At 38.3% G+C, this 16565-nt stretch carries 12 protein-coding genes and 1 pseudogene; 7 read left to right on the forward strand and 6 right to left on the reverse strand.

From position 1 onward, the window contains the following. Window positions 1–5: 5 nt before the first annotated feature. Window positions 6–89: pseudogene (locus tag BK581_RS20595) on the reverse strand (IS3 family transposase); the annotation flags it as partial. A 291-nt stretch (window positions 90–380) separates the two neighbouring features. On the opposite strand from BK581_RS20595, the gene BK581_RS13845 reads away from it, so the two are divergent. From BK581_RS13845 to BK581_RS13875, 7 genes are all read left to right on the forward strand, one after another. Then, complete coding sequence (locus BK581_RS13845; RefSeq protein ID WP_143709718.1) at window positions 381–530, forward strand: helix-turn-helix domain-containing protein; 150 nt, start codon at window positions 381–383, stop codon at window positions 528–530. A gap of 923 nt (window positions 531–1453) precedes the next feature. Beyond that, window positions 1454–2782: an extracellular solute-binding protein gene (locus BK581_RS13850; RefSeq protein ID WP_078578708.1), complete on the forward strand. Its 1329-nt coding sequence runs from the start codon at window positions 1454–1456 to the stop codon at window positions 2780–2782. A gap of 285 nt (window positions 2783–3067) precedes the next feature. After that, a complete protein-coding gene (locus BK581_RS13855) occupies window positions 3068–3973 on the forward strand; it encodes a carbohydrate ABC transporter permease (RefSeq protein ID WP_095995609.1) in 906 nt (301 codons plus the stop codon). A 12-nt stretch (window positions 3974–3985) separates the two neighbouring features. Next, the gene (locus BK581_RS13860; RefSeq protein ID WP_078578710.1) at window positions 3986–4834 is read left to right on the forward strand and encodes a carbohydrate ABC transporter permease; all 849 of its coding nucleotides are present in this window, start codon (window positions 3986–3988) and stop codon (window positions 4832–4834) included. A gap of 119 nt (window positions 4835–4953) precedes the next feature. Next, complete coding sequence (locus BK581_RS13865; protein ID WP_078578711.1) at window positions 4954–5556, forward strand: YesL family protein; 603 nt, start codon at window positions 4954–4956, stop codon at window positions 5554–5556. A gap of 63 nt (window positions 5557–5619) precedes the next feature. Further along, entirely contained in the window at window positions 5620–8811 is a 3192-nt protein-coding gene (locus BK581_RS13870; protein WP_078578712.1) for a hypothetical protein, read from the forward strand. Window positions 8812–9501: 690 nt separating this feature from the next. Continuing rightward, window positions 9502–10029, forward strand: coding sequence for a GrpB family protein (locus tag BK581_RS13875; protein WP_078578713.1), 528 nt, complete (start codon window positions 9502–9504; stop codon window positions 10027–10029). Window positions 10030–10474: 445 nt separating this feature from the next. Here the strand turns inward: BK581_RS13875 and BK581_RS13880 are convergent, their stop codons facing one another. The 5 genes from BK581_RS13880 to BK581_RS13900 form a co-directional block, all read right to left on the reverse strand. After that, window positions 10475–11788 carry a sensor histidine kinase gene (locus tag BK581_RS13880; RefSeq protein WP_078578714.1) on the reverse strand — a complete coding sequence of 438 codons (1314 nt, stop codon included), beginning with the start codon at window positions 11786–11788 and terminating at the stop codon, window positions 10475–10477. Beyond that, the gene (locus tag BK581_RS13885; protein WP_078578715.1) at window positions 11781–12455 is read right to left on the reverse strand and encodes a response regulator transcription factor; all 675 of its coding nucleotides are present in this window, start codon (window positions 12453–12455) and stop codon (window positions 11781–11783) included. The genes BK581_RS13880 and BK581_RS13885 overlap by 8 nt, the downstream gene beginning before the upstream one ends. Before the next feature lie 559 nt (window positions 12456–13014). Beyond that, entirely contained in the window at window positions 13015–14406 is a 1392-nt protein-coding gene (locus BK581_RS13890; protein ID WP_078578716.1) for an alpha/beta hydrolase family protein, read from the reverse strand. A gap of 494 nt (window positions 14407–14900) precedes the next feature. Beyond that, the gene (locus BK581_RS13895) at window positions 14901–15821 is read right to left on the reverse strand and encodes a cation diffusion facilitator family transporter (RefSeq protein ID WP_078578717.1); all 921 of its coding nucleotides are present in this window, start codon (window positions 15819–15821) and stop codon (window positions 14901–14903) included. 26 nt (window positions 15822–15847) lie between these two features. Continuing rightward, entirely contained in the window at window positions 15848–16435 is a 588-nt protein-coding gene (locus tag BK581_RS13900; protein WP_078578718.1) for a TetR family transcriptional regulator, read from the reverse strand. Window positions 16436–16565 lie beyond the last annotated feature (130 nt).

A 16565-nucleotide genomic window follows, 5' to 3' on the forward strand; every position in this document is an offset into this window, starting at 1 on the left:
GCCATCTAAACGTTTTTGTATCTTTCATGATCATAAAAATGAATGTACGCATTTATTGCCGCATCAAGTTCCTCAAATGTCTCATATTTATTTAAATAATATTTCTCCTATTCCAGACACCTCAAACTTTTTTTAAATCACATTAGAATCAATTTCATAATGAATTTTTTAACGCCAAAAATAATCCCAGTTAAAGATCTCCCATATCCGCAAATATTCAGGCTACAGTTTCAAAGCAAAAAGAACCATATATTGGTATATTATTTGGGGTCGCTTTTCTAACACCATAAGTAACTCTAAAAATGTGTATAATATGAAAAAATATTATAAGCATTAAGTTAAAATTAGAGACATAATTGATGAAGTAAACGAAATGGAAAATAGCTAAATTAGCTGGTGTTTCTCCTACAACAGTGTTTAAAATAATGAACAATTACAGCGCTATTAGTCATGAAACGAAGGAGAAGGTTACTCGGGGTGTTGAAGAGACTGGATATATAAGCCAACTTTTCGCTATGCTTCTTTCTTAAGATAAAAGTATTGCTTTTTTATAATTTAGGATATATAATTAAGGACGAAAACGGTTTCGTTAACGCTTACAACAAGGTGTTATTCATTTATAATATGACTAGTTTAGTTGTTTCTAGCTGAACGTGATAACGATGCTAGTGAGTCATTCTGCTATGTTAATATAATATTTTTTTAATTATTTACGAAACCGTTTTAGTCAATGTGTTTTCCTGTGATAGAATATTTATCTTGTCTTGAAATAAACTATTTAAACAGTGAAAACCAAGAAAGGGGTTATGTGGTGGCAATGATTCAATTTCCGAATGAGCTAAAACAGGGAAGTACAACCGTTTTGAGTCAATAAAAGGCTTAGCTCATAAGGCTGTGAGGGAGCTGTCGATATGGAAGACCTTTTCGAAAAAACTAGGGAAAGAAGTGGAAGCGGATAATCGGTAACAACTTTTATCGTTATTAAGAATATTTCCAACTGATAATAACAAAGGGATTAAATTTCTATCATTATTCAGTTGTGTGGCCGAGAATTTTCCTAAATGAGGTTGGCTAGATACCCCATGTAGAATGACTTGAGCCTTTAAAACAATAAATAAGAGGATATGAATTGCACGTAACAGTGCTAGTGTTCTCCATAGAATGTTTATTTCATCCGTATTTAAAAGAGCGTATCCTTCCATGGTGGATTGGTTTAAGAAAAAGAGGGGTTGTTTTACCTGTTTAAAAAAGGTGCCATGAAGATTAGTCGAAGGTCATAAAGAGAGGTAACTGTCATGTCACGTTACTAATTCAGATGATTTTGAAAGCGCTTCATATGGTTGCGGAGTTCATAAGATATATTTAATTGATGTGAAGGGGGAGAGTTAAAAAATTTCATTTTATTTATCCTGTATGACTGGAATATAAAACCGCTTAAAGGAGGAAATTTAAAATGTTGAAATTAGGAAAAGTAGGTCTGTTCTCATTAGCATCTGTCGTTGTTTTGGGTGCATGTGGTGGCGCAAATGATGGTAATAATGGTGGAAATGAAGAAGCTGATACTGATGCAAACGAAGAGGAAGTCACAATAGAGCAGATTGGCAGTGAAGATGCGGATGTGGAACTGGTATTTTGGGAATTTGGAAATACAGGTTATGATGTCTTAATTGAAGAGTACGTGGAAGAGAATCCACACGTCACCATTAACCTTCAAAATAGTGACATGAATGATCTACATGATAATTTGTTTACTTCTATTTCAGCGGGAACCGGCGCTCCTGACATCTCCATGGTAGAAGAAGCGCAAATTGGTAGATATTTAAATGCGCAAGAGTCATTTATTAATCTTTATGACCATGATGCTGACAATGTAGAAGGGGAATTCCTTGACTGGGTATGGCGTGGAGCACAAAGTGGTGATGGTGATTTCCAGTTTGGCTTACCAACAGACATTGGACCTACCGTTATGTTCTATCGTACAGATGTATTTGAAGAAGCAGGATTCGATTCTTCTCCAGAAGCTGTATCTGAATTAGTAGCTACTTGGGATGATTTCCGTGATGTAGCAGAACAAATTAATGAGGATACTGGCAAGCTAATGACGGATAGTGGAGAACTTGTTTTTAATGCACGCCGTGATCAGGCAACACAACAATATTTTAATACTGATGGCGAGTTAATTGTTGATGAACATGATCAAATGAGAGAGGCATTTGATTATACAGCAGATTTGTTAAATGATGGGTTAGTTGGTGACATACCATTATGGACACCAGAGTGGCACAGTGGTATGGCTAGCGGTGAGTATGCAACCATGCTGGCCCCGGCTTGGATGCAAGGTGTTATTAAGGATAATGAGCCGGAAGAGGGAGTTTGGTCAATTACGACATTACCTGAAGGTGCTGGAAACTGGGGCGGTTCGTACTTAACGATCCCTGCTGAAACTGAACATGCGGAAGAAGCATACGCATTTATCGAGTGGCTAACAGCCCCTGAACAGCAATTAAAAGCGTTCCTTGGGTATGGACTATTCCCGTCCACACCAGCTGTGTATGATATGCCTGAATTTTTAGAGTACGAAGATGACTACTTTGGAGGCATTGCTACAGCTCAAGTGTTTGGTGAAGCAGCGCAAGCCGTTGAGCCTGTATTCAAAGGCAGACAATACTATCCGGTAGATGATGAGTTTAAACAAGCAATAGATGATGTTGCAGGTGGTGTTGACCCAGAAGAAGCTTGGCAAGAAGCACTAGACAGAACTGAAAGAATTTTAGCAAGATAGTCATTAAACTAGTGAGGGGTATAGCTGATACCACATGCTATACTCCTCTAAAAATTAGCTTGTGTTCCTTTGGCAGAGAGAGGACTAGTACAAGAGTTTCAACGAAAAAATCCATGCCCACTCATGAAGATATCTTGTTGAAAACGGGTTTCGAGTGTGGCTTATAAAATAGTGACTACATCTATGAGATATACTCGAAAATCAACAAGAAAATCAGAGTAGACACACCTTTTTCGACATGAAGGAAACTGTCTATGTAAGGAGGCAAAAGTAGTGACTACTAAAATGAAAAAACGAAGAATGTCAGATCAAAAAAGAACAGCGTTATCCGCCTACTTATTTATATCTCCATTCTATATTTTGTTTGCTATCTTTGGTTTATTTCCAATGATTTTCAGTTTTTATTTATCTTTCTTTCGTTGGGATGGCCTCACTCCTATGGAGTATGTAGGATTTAGCAATTTTGAATTTATTTTTTCCGATCCTGCTTTCTTTTCATCAATAAAAAACACATTCTTAATTGGAATAATGGGAACTCTGCCGCAAATCATAGTTGCTTTATTCCTGGCATTTGCATTAAATTCACAGCTCGTCCGTTTTCGAAATTCGTTTCGGACACTGGTGTTTCTACCGTATATTACATCGATTGTTGCAGTAGCTATTATTTTCGGTGTTATCTTTAATAATCAGCCATTCGGTTTTGCCAACTATGTTTTAAGTTTCTTTGATATAGGTCCAATTCGGTGGAATGCAGAGTATTGGCCGGTCAAAATCGCAATTGCATCGATGGTGTTTTGGCGTTGGGTAGGATACAATACGATTATTTTCCTGGCTGGTATGCAAAGTATTCCAAAGGATCTCTATGAAGCGGCAAAAATAGATGGGGCAACGATCTTGCAACAAATCCGTCATATTACGATACCGATGCTAAGGCCGGTTATTATGTTCGTTGTCTTTACGGCGACGATCGGAAGTTTGCAGTTATTCACAGAGCCTTTGATCTTCTTAGGAAGAGGGTTACGTGAAGAAGGTATAACAGTGGTAGCTTATTTATGGAGAGATGCCTTTGTCTATAATTCATTTGGATCAGCCTCTGCTGCTGCAATTGTTTTATTCTTTATTATCATTGTATTAACCACCATTAACTTCTTAATTACGAGCCGTATCGGCAAATCTAAGAAAGTTGGTTAGGAGGAGTCTCAAATGGCAAAAAAAGAGGTCGGGGCATCAAAATTGTCGCCTAAAAAAATGTTAGTATATCTATTTTTGACTCTAGGGTCTATAACCTCTCTATTTCCTTTTTATTATATGCTGGTTATGGCTACAAGGCAAAATAGAGAAATAAACCAAGTGCCACCACCATTTACACCTGGGAGTGACTTAGTAAGTAACTTCCAAAAGGTGTTGGATAATATCGATTTCTTTGGCGCGATATGGAATACCTTTTTTGTTGCATCCAGTGTAACCATCGGGACGTTATTTCTTTGTTCGTTGGCTGGATATACATTTTCTAAATTAGAATTCAAAGGAAAAACGATTTTATTTACGATGATCTTGGTAACGATGATGGTACCGCCACAGCTTGGGCTAATTCCGCAATACTATATTATTACGACATTAGGCTGGTTAAATGATTTTAGAGCGATCATTATACCTGGTTTAATCAATGCTTTCGGTATTTTCTGGATGAGGCAGTATATGAAAGAAAGCGTTCCTTACGAAATTATTGAATCGGCAAAAATTGATGGGTGCTCAAACTTCCGAATTTACTGGAATATCGTGGTTCCAATGTGTTTACCCGCATTTGCAACTTTAGGCATTATCGTATTTATGCATGTGTGGAATGACTTCCTATGGCCGCTCGTAGTTTTGCGTGATCCATCAGTGCATACAATTCAAGTTGCCTTACGGGCGCTTAACGATGCGCGATTATTGGATTATGGCATGATCATGTCAGGTACATTTTGGGCAACTGTTCCATTAATTGTTGTGTTTTTACTATTTAACCGGTTATTTATTGAAAGCTTATCAGAAGGTGCTGTGAAGAGTTAAGTTGACAATGAAGGGGCATTAACGTATGCGTCTTGTTATAGTAGGGCTATTTTCAATAATGTGAATAGCAACTATAGCAAGGCGCCATTTCCAATTTAGAAAGGTTTGAGGTGTTACAAATGGGAAGACTCATATTTCAAATAGCTGACCTTATCTACCGGTTTGTTTCACTAAATATTCTCTGGTTAGTCTTTACGCTGGCTGGACTTGGTATTTTCGGTGTGATGCCGTCAACAGTGGCACTTTTTTCAATAGTAAGAGAGTGGGTTCGCGGAGAGAAAGATATAGCCCTTTTTTCAAAGTACTATGCTTTCTTTAAAGCAGAGTTCGTCCGATCCAACATCCTCGGATTATTTTTTCTCGTCGTATTTTACGTCATCTACGTCAACTTTTCATTTGTTTCTTATTTTTATGCAGCATCGGTTGAACTATTTATTTATATAGTGATCTTCTTTTTTGCAGTGATTGCATTCATGACGTTCATTAATTTATTTTCTGTCATGGCTCATTATGAATATAAGACATGGCATTATCTGAAGGCTTCTGCAGGCTTAGTATTTTTACATCCGGTAAAAACTATTTTGCAGATTGTCTGGATTGTGGCATACGTCATTATTGCCGTTAATTTTCCGAAAGTCTTTGTCGTTATAGGAGTCAGTGTGTTTGCTTATATTTTGATGAGTTTAAACTACTCGACTTTTAAAAGACTAGGCTCAACGTAAATGGGTGTCGAGAGAAGACAACGAGGGTATGAAGGTCAATTTCTCATTGAGGGGGACGAATGAATGTATACGTTAACAGAGAATCAAAAGTTTGAATTGAAAAACTATCAGGATTTAGCGCCATTTTCAAGTTTTTTACCGGGGATTGCCGGTATAAATGGTATCCCCATGTGGGTGTTTTATGTAAATCGTGGTCAAGGGATTGCCAGTTTTGGTATCCAAGATAAAAACCATGCAATGATAGAATTTTACCCTGCGGACAAATCGTATCAGCTGACGCAAGTGCAAGGGTTTAGGACGTTTATAAAATGGATGAAGGATGATGGCACAACGACATTGTTGGAGCCGTTTTCAGAAACTAGCAAGAAAGATCCGCTTGTTGAAGAAAAAATGAGTATATCTGAAAACATGTTGGAATTGGAATATGTACATAAGCAGTTGGAGCTCACTTTTCAAGTGGAATATTTCATTCTTCCAGAAGCACCGGTAGCTGCTCTTGTTCGCCATGTTAAGCTAATAAGCACATCAGAAAATCCGAGACAAATGGAGATTGTGGATGGACTTCCAGCGATTTTTCCTAGCGGGGTCCCGCATGCAGTTTACAAAGAGCTTGGGAATACAATCAAAAGTTGGTTTGATGTGGCGAATTTAGAGGAGGGTATTCCTTTTTACCGGTTAAGGGGCAGTATTGAAGACTCCTCAGAGGTGAAGGAGGTCCATCAAGGGAATTTTTATTACAGCATATCCCATTACCGTGACGAAGAAAAAGTGATAAAGCCTATTATTGATAGGGATATTCTTTTCGGCACCGATACATCTTTACAATTTCCGGAAAAATTTCTATCCCAACGTTTAGATCAAATGCTAAACCAGCCGCAGCAGGCAACAAATAAAGTGTCTTGTGGTTTTTCTACTTCTAGTATTGAGCTGAAAAAAAACGAAGTATTTCAACTGTTTACTGTTGTTGGTCATGCGAAGACGCTACAGACTGTTCACAATTACGTAAAAGAAAATCTAAGTTGTGAGACATTATTGCAAAAGAGAGATAAAGCCAAGACTATAACGGATGAGATTACGCGCAAGGTAAAAACGCAAACAGCCCAGCCACTGTTTGATGCGTACATTCGCCAAAGTTATTTGGATAATGGGCTTCGTGGAGGATTTCCGATAACGTTTGAAAAAGGCGATAAACATAAAGTGTACTATTTATTTTCACGGAAACATGGTGATTTAGAGCGGGACTATAATTTTTTCTCCATTAGTCCAACATATTATTCACAAGGTAATGGGAACTACCGTGACATTAATCAAAATCGACGTTGTGATGTGTTATTTGAACCTAAAGTAGAAGATCACAATGTTAACATGTTTATGAATCTTATTCAATTGGATGGCTATAATCCACTATCGGTTAAGGGATTACGTTTTCAAATGGCTGATATGACTGAGTTATCCTTATCTAAGTATGTTGTAAACGGGGAAGAAAAGATAGCACGTTTCTTTAAGGATAGTTTTACCCCAGGGGAATTAAAGCACTTTGTGGATGAGGAAGGGGTTGAGCTCTCTGTCCCGTTCGAGGTTTTTTTAACAGAAATGCTACTGTCGGCAGAAGAAGTCTTTCAAGCTGAATTTGCGGAAGGATACTGGATTGATCACTGGACATATAATTTAGATTTAATTGATAATTACTTGGCGATTTTCCCGGATAAAGAGTCAAACTTCTTTTTTGGACGCTTGTACCGCTTTTTTGACAGTCCGGTAAGGGTGAAACGGCGCAGTGAAAAATATGTGCTCACAAAAAATGGGGAATTGCGTCAGTATCATGCCAATGAGAAAATAAAAGAAAAAGTGGAGGCATCCGTGAAAAGCGGAGGTAATCTTTGGGTTCGTAAACATGCAGGTAAGGGGGATATTTATGAAACCAATCTATATTCCAAGCTCCTCCTTTTATCCCTTGTGAAAGCATCGTCAATGGCACCTCTCGGGTTAGGAATTGAAATGGAAGGGGACAAGCCGGGATGGAATGATTCATTAAATGGTCTTCCGGGCATGTTCGGTTCAAGCACCTCGGAGTTATTTGAACTAAAGCGGTTAATTGATTTACTGCTTTCTGTAAAACATGAAGGTGAGATTTGCTTGCCGGAGGAAGCTGGAAAGTTCTTAACAAAGACAATTGAAGCGATGGAAAAAGCGGACAGCGGTTCAGAAAAAAATGAATTGGAGTATTGGAACCAAGTGACAACAGAACGGGAATTGTACCGTGATACAATCTATCAAGGTATAAGCGGCGAAGAAACCCGTTATTCTTTAACCGAGGCGAAAGAAATATTGCAAGTTTTAAGGAAACGGGTTGAGGAAGGAATTGAGAGGGTAAAAGGTTATGCAAATGAGCGCGGACTGATTCCAACCTATTTTTATGCTGAAGTAAAAGCAGAAGCGCTGAAGGAGCCAATAGATATTCAATCATTGGCATGGGTACCGAAGCCAGTGACACCGTTTTTAGAAGGTATTGTTAAACAATTAAAGCTGTCTGAAAATAAAGATGAGGCAAAGCAGCTGTACGAGAAAGTAAAAGGCTCCTCTATTTATGATAATAAGTTGGGAATGTATAAAACGTCGATGAGCATTGCAGAAGAACCAATGGAGCTTGGCCGTGCCAGGTCGTTTACTCCAGGGTGGCTTGAAAACGAGTCGATTTTTTTGCATATGGCATATAAGTATCTTTTAGCAACTATCCAGGCGGGGCTGAAAGAGGAATTTTTTGATGATATGCAAAAAGCATTGATACCGTTTTTATCTCCGGAAGTTTACGGAAGAAGTATCTTAGAAAACTCGTCGTTTATTGCCAGCAGTGCCAATCCGGATCCTGCACTGCACGGGAGAGGGTTCGTCTCCCGATTAAGCGGATCTACAATTGAAATATTGACTATGTGGTTCACAATGATGGTGGGGCCACAGCCGTTTACGATGAAAAACGGGCGTCTTTTCTTCCAATTAGTGCCTACTTTACCTGGGTGGATGTTTGACGAGAACGGCAATGTATCGTTTACCTTCCTCGGAAAAATTGACGTTACGTATATGAATAATACGAAAGCAGATACGTTCGGACCTGAAGCTGTAACACCTTCGAAAGTGGAACTGTTTTATGAAGATGGGCAGACGGCAATTTTGTCTCCTAAGGATCTAGTTGGAGATATAGCACTGGCTATTAGAGAAGGGAAAGTGGCGAAAATGATGATTGTTTTAACGAAATAGGGATGGTTTGCTGTTCCAATAATAAGAGTGGTACCTTCACCAACAGTTGGTGGGTATCACTCTGTTAAGTTTAACCCTTAGATGTTCTAAGGGTTATGATAGTTTTAAACGGTGTCCGCTAGTTTAAAGGCTATCAGGAAAGGCGCCTTAAGTGCTACAGCTAGGAAATCGAAATCCTCCCTAAAGTCCAGAAGCATTTAAAGTAAAGGGAGCAGACGATGAAAGAGGTGCAGATGTCGGCCTCTGATATCGTGAGGATTCGCTCTTATCGGTTGGGGAATCAGGTTAAGAAGCCGATCTGAGAAATAGACGGAGAATATTCTCTTAAATAACCATTAGCTATAAAAGTAGCATTAAATAGACGGAAAGGTTCCGCTAATGACCCGAAAAATCTGAGAAATGGGTCGTTTTGCTTTGCATAATCGGAAAATTTCCCCTTATAATACCCCAAATGACCTCTCTCCAGCATCTAACCGGAAAATATTCGCTTATTTTACTTTCGCTAATGAGTCGATTATTGACAAGACTTCTTAGTTTAAGTGGTGGAAGAATGACCTATCCTCCGCTATATAATAGAATAGTCTTGATTAGATTTAATAAAGTACTATAAATGAAGAGGCTGTAGTGAGTAGCGGGATTTTTCATATCTCGAATTTAAACGAATAGGAAAATTGGATGGGAGGTTCATTAATGAGGAAAGTGGAAGTGACACCGTTTAATGAAAAATGGTCCTTATTGTTTGAAGCAGAATTAGAAAAGTTATATAGGATATATGGAGACCAACTCATTGAGGTGCATCATATTGGTAGTACCTCTGTGCCTGGATTAAAAGCCAAACCAATTATTGATATGATGCCTGTTGTAAAAAATATTCAGATTGTGGATGTATATAACGAAGAGATGATGGCGATTGGCTATGAGCCAAAGGGGGAGAATGGGATACGAGAAAGGCGGTTCTTTCAAAAAGGTGGGGATAATCGTACGCACCATGTTCACATTTATCAACATGGAAATTATGATATCAAACGCCATCTCGCTTTTCGTGACTATCTTAGAACGTTCCCTGAAATGACACAAGAGTATGGCAATTTAAAGCACGAACTGGCCAATAAGTATCCCTATAATATTACAGCTTATATCGCGGGTAAAGAGCATGCTGTTAAGGAAATTGAAAAGCAGGCATTGCAATGGTATGAAAAAGGCCAATCTAAGTTTTAGCAATGTATTGCTGGAATGAAACACAGTTTCATTATGAGATAGCTCGTGATTTTTAGCGGGTGTCGTTTTAGAGTCTATAAATAAGGGTCTTATGGGTTTAGGTGTATTATGTGATGCTTATCCCTACCATAAATGCTTGAATGACGATACTGACCTACCTAAATAGAATTTATTCGTTGCGACTGCTGAAAAAGCCTTATCGTAAAACGGTGAGTAGCCTCTAAATTTCACGGAAATTGCTGTTGAAAAGATTTTCTTATCATGCGACATAGAGGGGGGGACCTCCGAATTGACTTAGTGGTTACTCACTAGAAACGATATTTCGGGAATGTACTTTTTTGAAAGACATAGAACCGTGCAGAAAAATGTAGCCATTAAAAAACGCCTTAAGGAAAATAACAATGCCACATTGGGGCTACTTGTCGGTGATTATTAAAAGCGACTATCAGTTTGATTTATCTCGAGTAGTAGTCTTTGGTAGTAATACAACAAACGATTTTTCCGTTTCACTTTCTTGATAAACATATACTTTACCACGATGTCTTTCAATAATTTTTTTTACAATCGAGAGGCCTAACCCACTGCCATTTATATTTCGATCTCTCATACGATCCACTTTGTGAAATCGCCTAAAAATACGTCCAAATTCCTCTGATGGTATTGGGATGCCATTATCTTTAAAACGTACTTCGATATAATGTTGTGACGTGCTGATATGGATACTAATCTTACCGCCTGGTGGCGTGAATTTAATCGCATTAGACATTAAATTGATCCACACCTGATTCATTAAATCCTTTTCGGCAACTAGTAATGTTTTTTCGGCATTCATTTCCACCTGAAGCTTCTTTTGTGTCCATTGGGGTTCTAACGTAAATACTATCCGTCTGATTTGTTCTGCTACATTATATTGAATAGGTTGAGAGGTATGCTTGTTAGAGTCTAACATTGTCAATTTTAATAAATTATCACTTAACCTAGAGAGTCGATCACTTTCCTGTTGAATAATTGTTAAGGCTCGCTGTTGATCTTTTGGAGGCATGTCGTCATTTAAAAGCATAGAAGAGAACCCTCTTATTGAGGTTAAGGGTGATTGAAATTCATGTGAAACGTTTGCTACAAATGCTTCTCGCTCGCGTTCTAATTGTCCCAATTCAGTAGCCATATGGTTAATGTTAACAGCTAAACTACCTAATTCATCGCCTCGTGTTGTCGGAAGGCGAACATTAAAATTTCCCATCGAAATTTCTTTTGCTACGGACGTCACGGCGTTTACAGGTCTGACCAAATAGCGCGTGGCGATTAGCACTAACACAATGCTAGTCAGCACTATAAGAATAAGGAGAGTCATTAACTCAAGAAGATTCCCCTCCGGATAAGCTTCAATTAATGTCATCTGATAAACAGTCCCATCACGTTCCCATGGGATGGTATAAGCAGATATTTCTTTTTCAAGTTTAGATAATTGCGTTTCTTTTGGCAGATTAAACGTTTGAACATGTGATGTCTCTTGATCTATTAATTGTATGGCTAAAGAAGATGTTTGGGCTAAATGATTCATAAAAGCCTGAAAATCCTCTGGTTGCATCTGTTCATAAAAATCCATGATTAGCTCGGCTTTTTCTTCAAATATCTCTTTTTGGTCCTGGCCAGTTTTTTCAAAAAAAAGTAGGATAGTTAGTAGCAAGCTAAAAGCCACACTGAACATCACTATCCCTAAATAAATTGCCACGGTGCGAACATATAATGTTTTAAACATGTTTCGTCTCCAATCGATACCCTAGGCCTCGTACAGTGACAATTTCAAAGCTATCTGTCAGCTGTGAAAAGCGTTCTCTCAATCGCTTTACGTGTACATCTACCGTTCGTTCATCACCTTCAAAATCAACGCCCCATACATGCTCAATTAATTGCTCTCGTGTTAATCCGCGATTAGGATGAGAGGCTAGTTTAAACAAAAGATCAAACTCTTTAGGAGGAAGAGTGATCGAAATGTCATTTACTCGAACAACACGCTCTGTATTAATATAAAAATCTCCCAGATGCACAGAATAACCTTTCTCCATTCGAAATCTCCGTAGCAATGCTTTGATTCTATAGCTTAATTCTAATGGGTCAAATGGCTTTACCAAATAATCATCTGTTCCTGACTGAAAGCCTTTTACTTTATCACTATTTGCCCCTTTTGCTGTTAGCATAAGGACAGGAATTTCGTAATAGTGCTTTATTTCACGGCAGACGCGCAAGCCATCGACTCCTGGAAGCATAATATCCACAATAGCACCATCTATAGGAGTTCGTTTCAATATGGTTAGAGCTTCCGTTCCACTTCCTGCTTCTATTAGATCATACCCATCTGCCCGAAGCGCTAACTTGACTAATTCCCTAATATGCGGATCATCATCAATAATTAGTAGTGTGCTCATAAAGATTTCTCCTGTCTTTTTAATGACTCTTTTGAACCAATGTCATCATACAAAACAACTTAATAGAATGATCTTCTACTACAGAACAGAGGCTTTCCCGAGGGCTCGCTTTCAGCTAGATTTATTAGACCTTCAGCGTCACTGACCCTCCCGGGAGTCACCGTCTTTCACTGAAGTCCTTTTGAAAAAGCGAACATATGATATCGTTAACCTTTCATTCTTGCTATTGTTAGAATTTATTTGCGAATCACTTGAATCGATTCCATAATCATGATTGTATCGATATTCGAACGTTATGACTGGTTTTCACTCCAGATGGCTGCTTTCCGTGGGGCTCTTCTTCAACTCATTCTGCCAATATCAAGCTCAGTCAGAATGGGTTTTCAGACGTCGCTTCCCCCCACAAGAGTCGCCATTTTTCGTTCCACTCTTTCGTTTCTAAGCACCATTTCATTACTCATTTCTAATATCGTTCGTTATATTGAGCGTGACATTGCATTATGATATTCATTCACTTAACAAAAAATTTAGTCTATTAAAGCATACCACTTTTAATGACTTAAGGACTTACATCTTTCATATGTTTGTGAAAGAATTCCAGTAAATTCTGATTAATTTTCTCTAATAGTGCGGCGTCGTATTCAGCTAAACCAAAGTAAGAAGGGTACAGCATGGCATCCGAAAAACTTAAATGATCAGCTTCTTCCAAAACAACGGTAACACCATTATTTTTCATCGCACCTTCTCTTCTCCTTTTTTCGTCTTCAACAAAATCTTTAGCCCACTGTGGGTATTCCTCTTTTGGTACAGGGTTGCCTTCCTCATCATTAAGGATCATTTCGTCAGAGCCTGTTAGTAGCATAAAAGGGTGAGCAAGACCTTCCTCAATAACAGGTCCATAAAAGAAGCCATCCATATTGACTCCTGCGATAATTTGTGGCTCTAGGTCCATAACCTGGGCGGTTACAGCCCCGCCAAATGAATGCCCGAACATACCCATGCGTGAGATATCTAGTCTTCCCGTCATGAGTCCCTGTGGATCGTGTCCATTCAATTCATTAATTTTATCAATAGAAAATAAGATATCTTCAACCCATACCATTATCTGCTCATCAATTTCTTCATTTTCTTCCGATAAAACCATTTCCCCTTCAGCCATTCGCCTTTCTGGAAAAACCGTTGGGATTTCAGCATGGTAAGGGTGATCAATACCAAATACAATATAGCCATGGCTAACCAATGCTTCTATTTGACTAGTATACATATAAGGTGAAAATCCGAACCCTGGTGATAATATTAAAACGGGATATTGGTCAAGCTTATCGGCAAGTGGCACACCTGTGTATGTATGATGTTCCGCTTGAAGAAATGATTTGAGAAGCCATCTGTTATCTAAAGAAAGCTTGTTAGCGACTATACTTGTGGTCTCAGAATCTAAAGCATAAGGGGCCTTTTTAGCTCCGTCGGTCAATTCAGCTGGATACCAAACTCGTATCATCAACTCTCGGTGATCAACAGGAGGGTCTGCATACATTTCCTCTCGGCTATTATCTATCCAATGATAATTCGTCACCCCCACAGCATAGGGACCTCTTGGCTCAGGAATTTTGACAACGGAGTAAAAATAAAAAGAAACCATTAATGTGGCTGCTAACAGAAAGGTACTTATACTCCCAGCCACGACTCTTTTCCAAAAACTCGGCTTAACAGGCAAGTCCGAGTTTTTCTTCATCAACCTGATCGCTATCTCTACTCCAAATAAAGCTAGCACGATATAAAGCGGGATAAGCTGAAACCTAAATCCTTCTAATACTGCATGAGAGAGTAGCAAGGCAAGCCCTAGTATACCGACTACTACCCTTTTTTTTGTCTGCATCCAAAAGCCGAATACATACCCATAAACCAACAAACACGCGATAATAAATAAACCAATTTCAAATATTTTCATCATTTATGACTCCCTTCTATATTTTCAAGAAGAGAGTAACAGAAAAACATGAACAACAGATGAATAATTTAAAAAGACAAGATCCTGTTTTTTGCGCCTAAAGCTTAATCTAATAAGCTACTTTAGAGACTAATAATTTATGTAAAAGCCCATTATGTCTAACGAATTAACATCATCTTAGGGTGGGAGAATATCCAGAGACAAACGGGGATTGAATAAAGTTTAGGTACCCCTAGTTATAGTAACAGTTACTTTCACTTCTAAATCTTCATAACAATCAATACATCATGACATCTCTCTTCATAAAGGGTTTGAATGAAGGGGGCGGGAAATGGCGAGAGAAAAAAAAGCAGGAAGCAAGAGAGTTTCGCCTGCCGGTGGCGGAATGGACGTTTTGGAAATTTCCTGATGAGGGGCTCTCTTGTATTTGGGTATATTAAGTGAAGGAGGCGATTCATTAACAGTGATTGAGCGGACTCTACCTGACCCCACGATCACTACACGATTATTTTACCTGCCCATTTCTTGTTGTGAGTAAAAGAAACAGTCAACCATTTTTTATACTTTAGGTTTTTCGTTTGTTCACTTATTTCTTCACGGATTTTATCTTGGTCAGCAACCGTTTTTATTTTAGATTCCTTATTAAGGACGAAATCTATTTCAATATAAAGCATATTGCCGGCCTTAGAAATTCGCAGTATAGACTCTTCGATTTGGTAGTGGTTTTGAATATTGTCGGTTACCTCTTTCACGTTTTTCTGAATAAATTGGGCTGGCGCCATATCTAATACTTCCCTAAAGGCCTTTATCATTTCAACAATCGGCACTTTGAGGAAGTAACCCATCACTATAAGAACCATTAACGGATCGACGTAGGGGATGAAAGCAGAGTAAGATGTACGTGATATAAGGGAGGCTATTAAAAAGCCTAAGAGAACAGCCGCACTTAATAGTGTATCCATTTTCCACTGGTTGGCCTCAGCTGTGATAAAGCCTGAGACCATCTTTCGTTTATTTAAAATAACGTAAACGATCCAACAACCTATCGTGGACATGAAGGAATATAGAAGGGCAAAACCAAGACTAATTTCTCTCCCTCCTGACAGGATCGCTTGTATCGCTGATATGACAGCTATTATACATAAGATCAAGATGGCAGTATATTTAACGATGATGGAGATGGGTTCTAACACTTCTTTGCCATATGGAAAGCGTCTTGTATCACTTTTAGTCATAAATTGAGCCATCAGCAAAGAGAACATTGATAAAATAACACTGATGAAGGAATAGACACCATCAAAAAAGATCATCTGGGAGGAACTCATTATTCCCCAAATTATGCCTATTAGTGCAAATAAAAGGGCACCGATGACTGATAGTGTTAATAATTTTCTTTCTAATGCTAAAGTATTTAGCATATATAGCACCTCGTTAATAAATTATTCTATGAATGACAGTCAGTCATAGCGCTTTTTACAAAAGTAGTTATCTCATTTTTTGTCGTGTTGATTGCTTCTGTACTTTGGTTAGCTAAAACATATGTTTCTGCTGAGGTTTCAATCACATTGATTATCATTTTAGCCAGCGAAGAGAGCCTTATTGTCGATTTAATCATTCCCTTTGTCTGCGCGTTAACTAATTGGTCTTCTAACCAATGGTAATAAGGCTGATAAATCTCTTCCCAACGCCCAAAGGAATCATAGTAGGCTAAACCTGAGTAACAAAATAAAATAAGCTCATGATATTCTTCCGTAATATCAAATGTTACGTCAACGATCATCTCAATTGTGTCAAAGATAGATGCTTCCTCATCATGTCTTGCTTTAATTTCTGTTAAAAGAGCACTGAGAATCTTTTCTGCAATAGCAGGGACGACGGCACTTTTCGATTCAAAATATAAATAGAAAGTTCCTTGAGCGACCCCTGCTTCCTTGACTATCTGGGAGACAGAAGCTTTTTCAAATCCTTTTTCTTTCATAACAGTGAGCGCTGCCTCAATGAGCAAGTCGTATTTATTCGTTTGTTGACGCATGTATCAGTCCTCCAAATAAGGTGAAATTTAAAATGACTGACTGTCATTCATTTAAAATGATATCATACGACTCTTTTTTTCTCAAGTTATCACGATGTATCCATTTCCTTTGTTGTGAAGGCATCAATAC

The organism is Salipaludibacillus agaradhaerens (assembly GCF_002019735.1).
In the GTDB taxonomy this organism is placed as follows: Bacteria; Bacillota; Bacilli; order Bacillales; family Salisediminibacteriaceae; genus Salipaludibacillus; species Salipaludibacillus agaradhaerens.

Excerpts from the sequence above, each read along its gene's own strand:
- BK581_RS13860 (WP_078578710.1), top strand. The coding sequence starts at position 3,986 with ATGGCAAAAAAAGAGGTCGGGGCATCAAAATTGTCGCCTAAAAAAATG.
- BK581_RS13875 (WP_078578713.1), top strand. The coding sequence starts at position 9,502 with ATGAGGAAAGTGGAAGTGACACCGTTTAATGAAAAATGGTCCTTATTG.
- BK581_RS13890 (WP_078578716.1), bottom strand. The coding sequence starts at position 14,406 with ATGATGAAAATATTTGAAATTGGTTTATTTATTATCGCGTGTTTGTTG.
- BK581_RS13900 (WP_078578718.1), bottom strand. The coding sequence starts at position 16,435 with ATGCGTCAACAAACGAATAAATACGACTTGCTCATTGAGGCAGCGCTC.
- BK581_RS13865 (WP_078578711.1), top strand. The coding sequence starts at position 4,954 with ATGGGAAGACTCATATTTCAAATAGCTGACCTTATCTACCGGTTTGTT.
- BK581_RS13880 (WP_078578714.1), bottom strand. The coding sequence starts at position 11,788 with ATGTTTAAAACATTATATGTTCGCACCGTGGCAATTTATTTAGGGATA.
- BK581_RS13895 (WP_078578717.1), bottom strand. The coding sequence starts at position 15,821 with ATGCTAAATACTTTAGCATTAGAAAGAAAATTATTAACACTATCAGTC.
- BK581_RS13870 (WP_078578712.1), top strand. The coding sequence starts at position 5,620 with ATGTATACGTTAACAGAGAATCAAAAGTTTGAATTGAAAAACTATCAG.
- BK581_RS13850 (WP_078578708.1), top strand. The coding sequence starts at position 1,454 with ATGTTGAAATTAGGAAAAGTAGGTCTGTTCTCATTAGCATCTGTCGTT.
- BK581_RS13855 (WP_095995609.1), top strand. The coding sequence starts at position 3,068 with ATGAAAAAACGAAGAATGTCAGATCAAAAAAGAACAGCGTTATCCGCC.
- BK581_RS13885 (WP_078578715.1), bottom strand. The coding sequence starts at position 12,455 with ATGAGCACACTACTAATTATTGATGATGATCCGCATATTAGGGAATTA.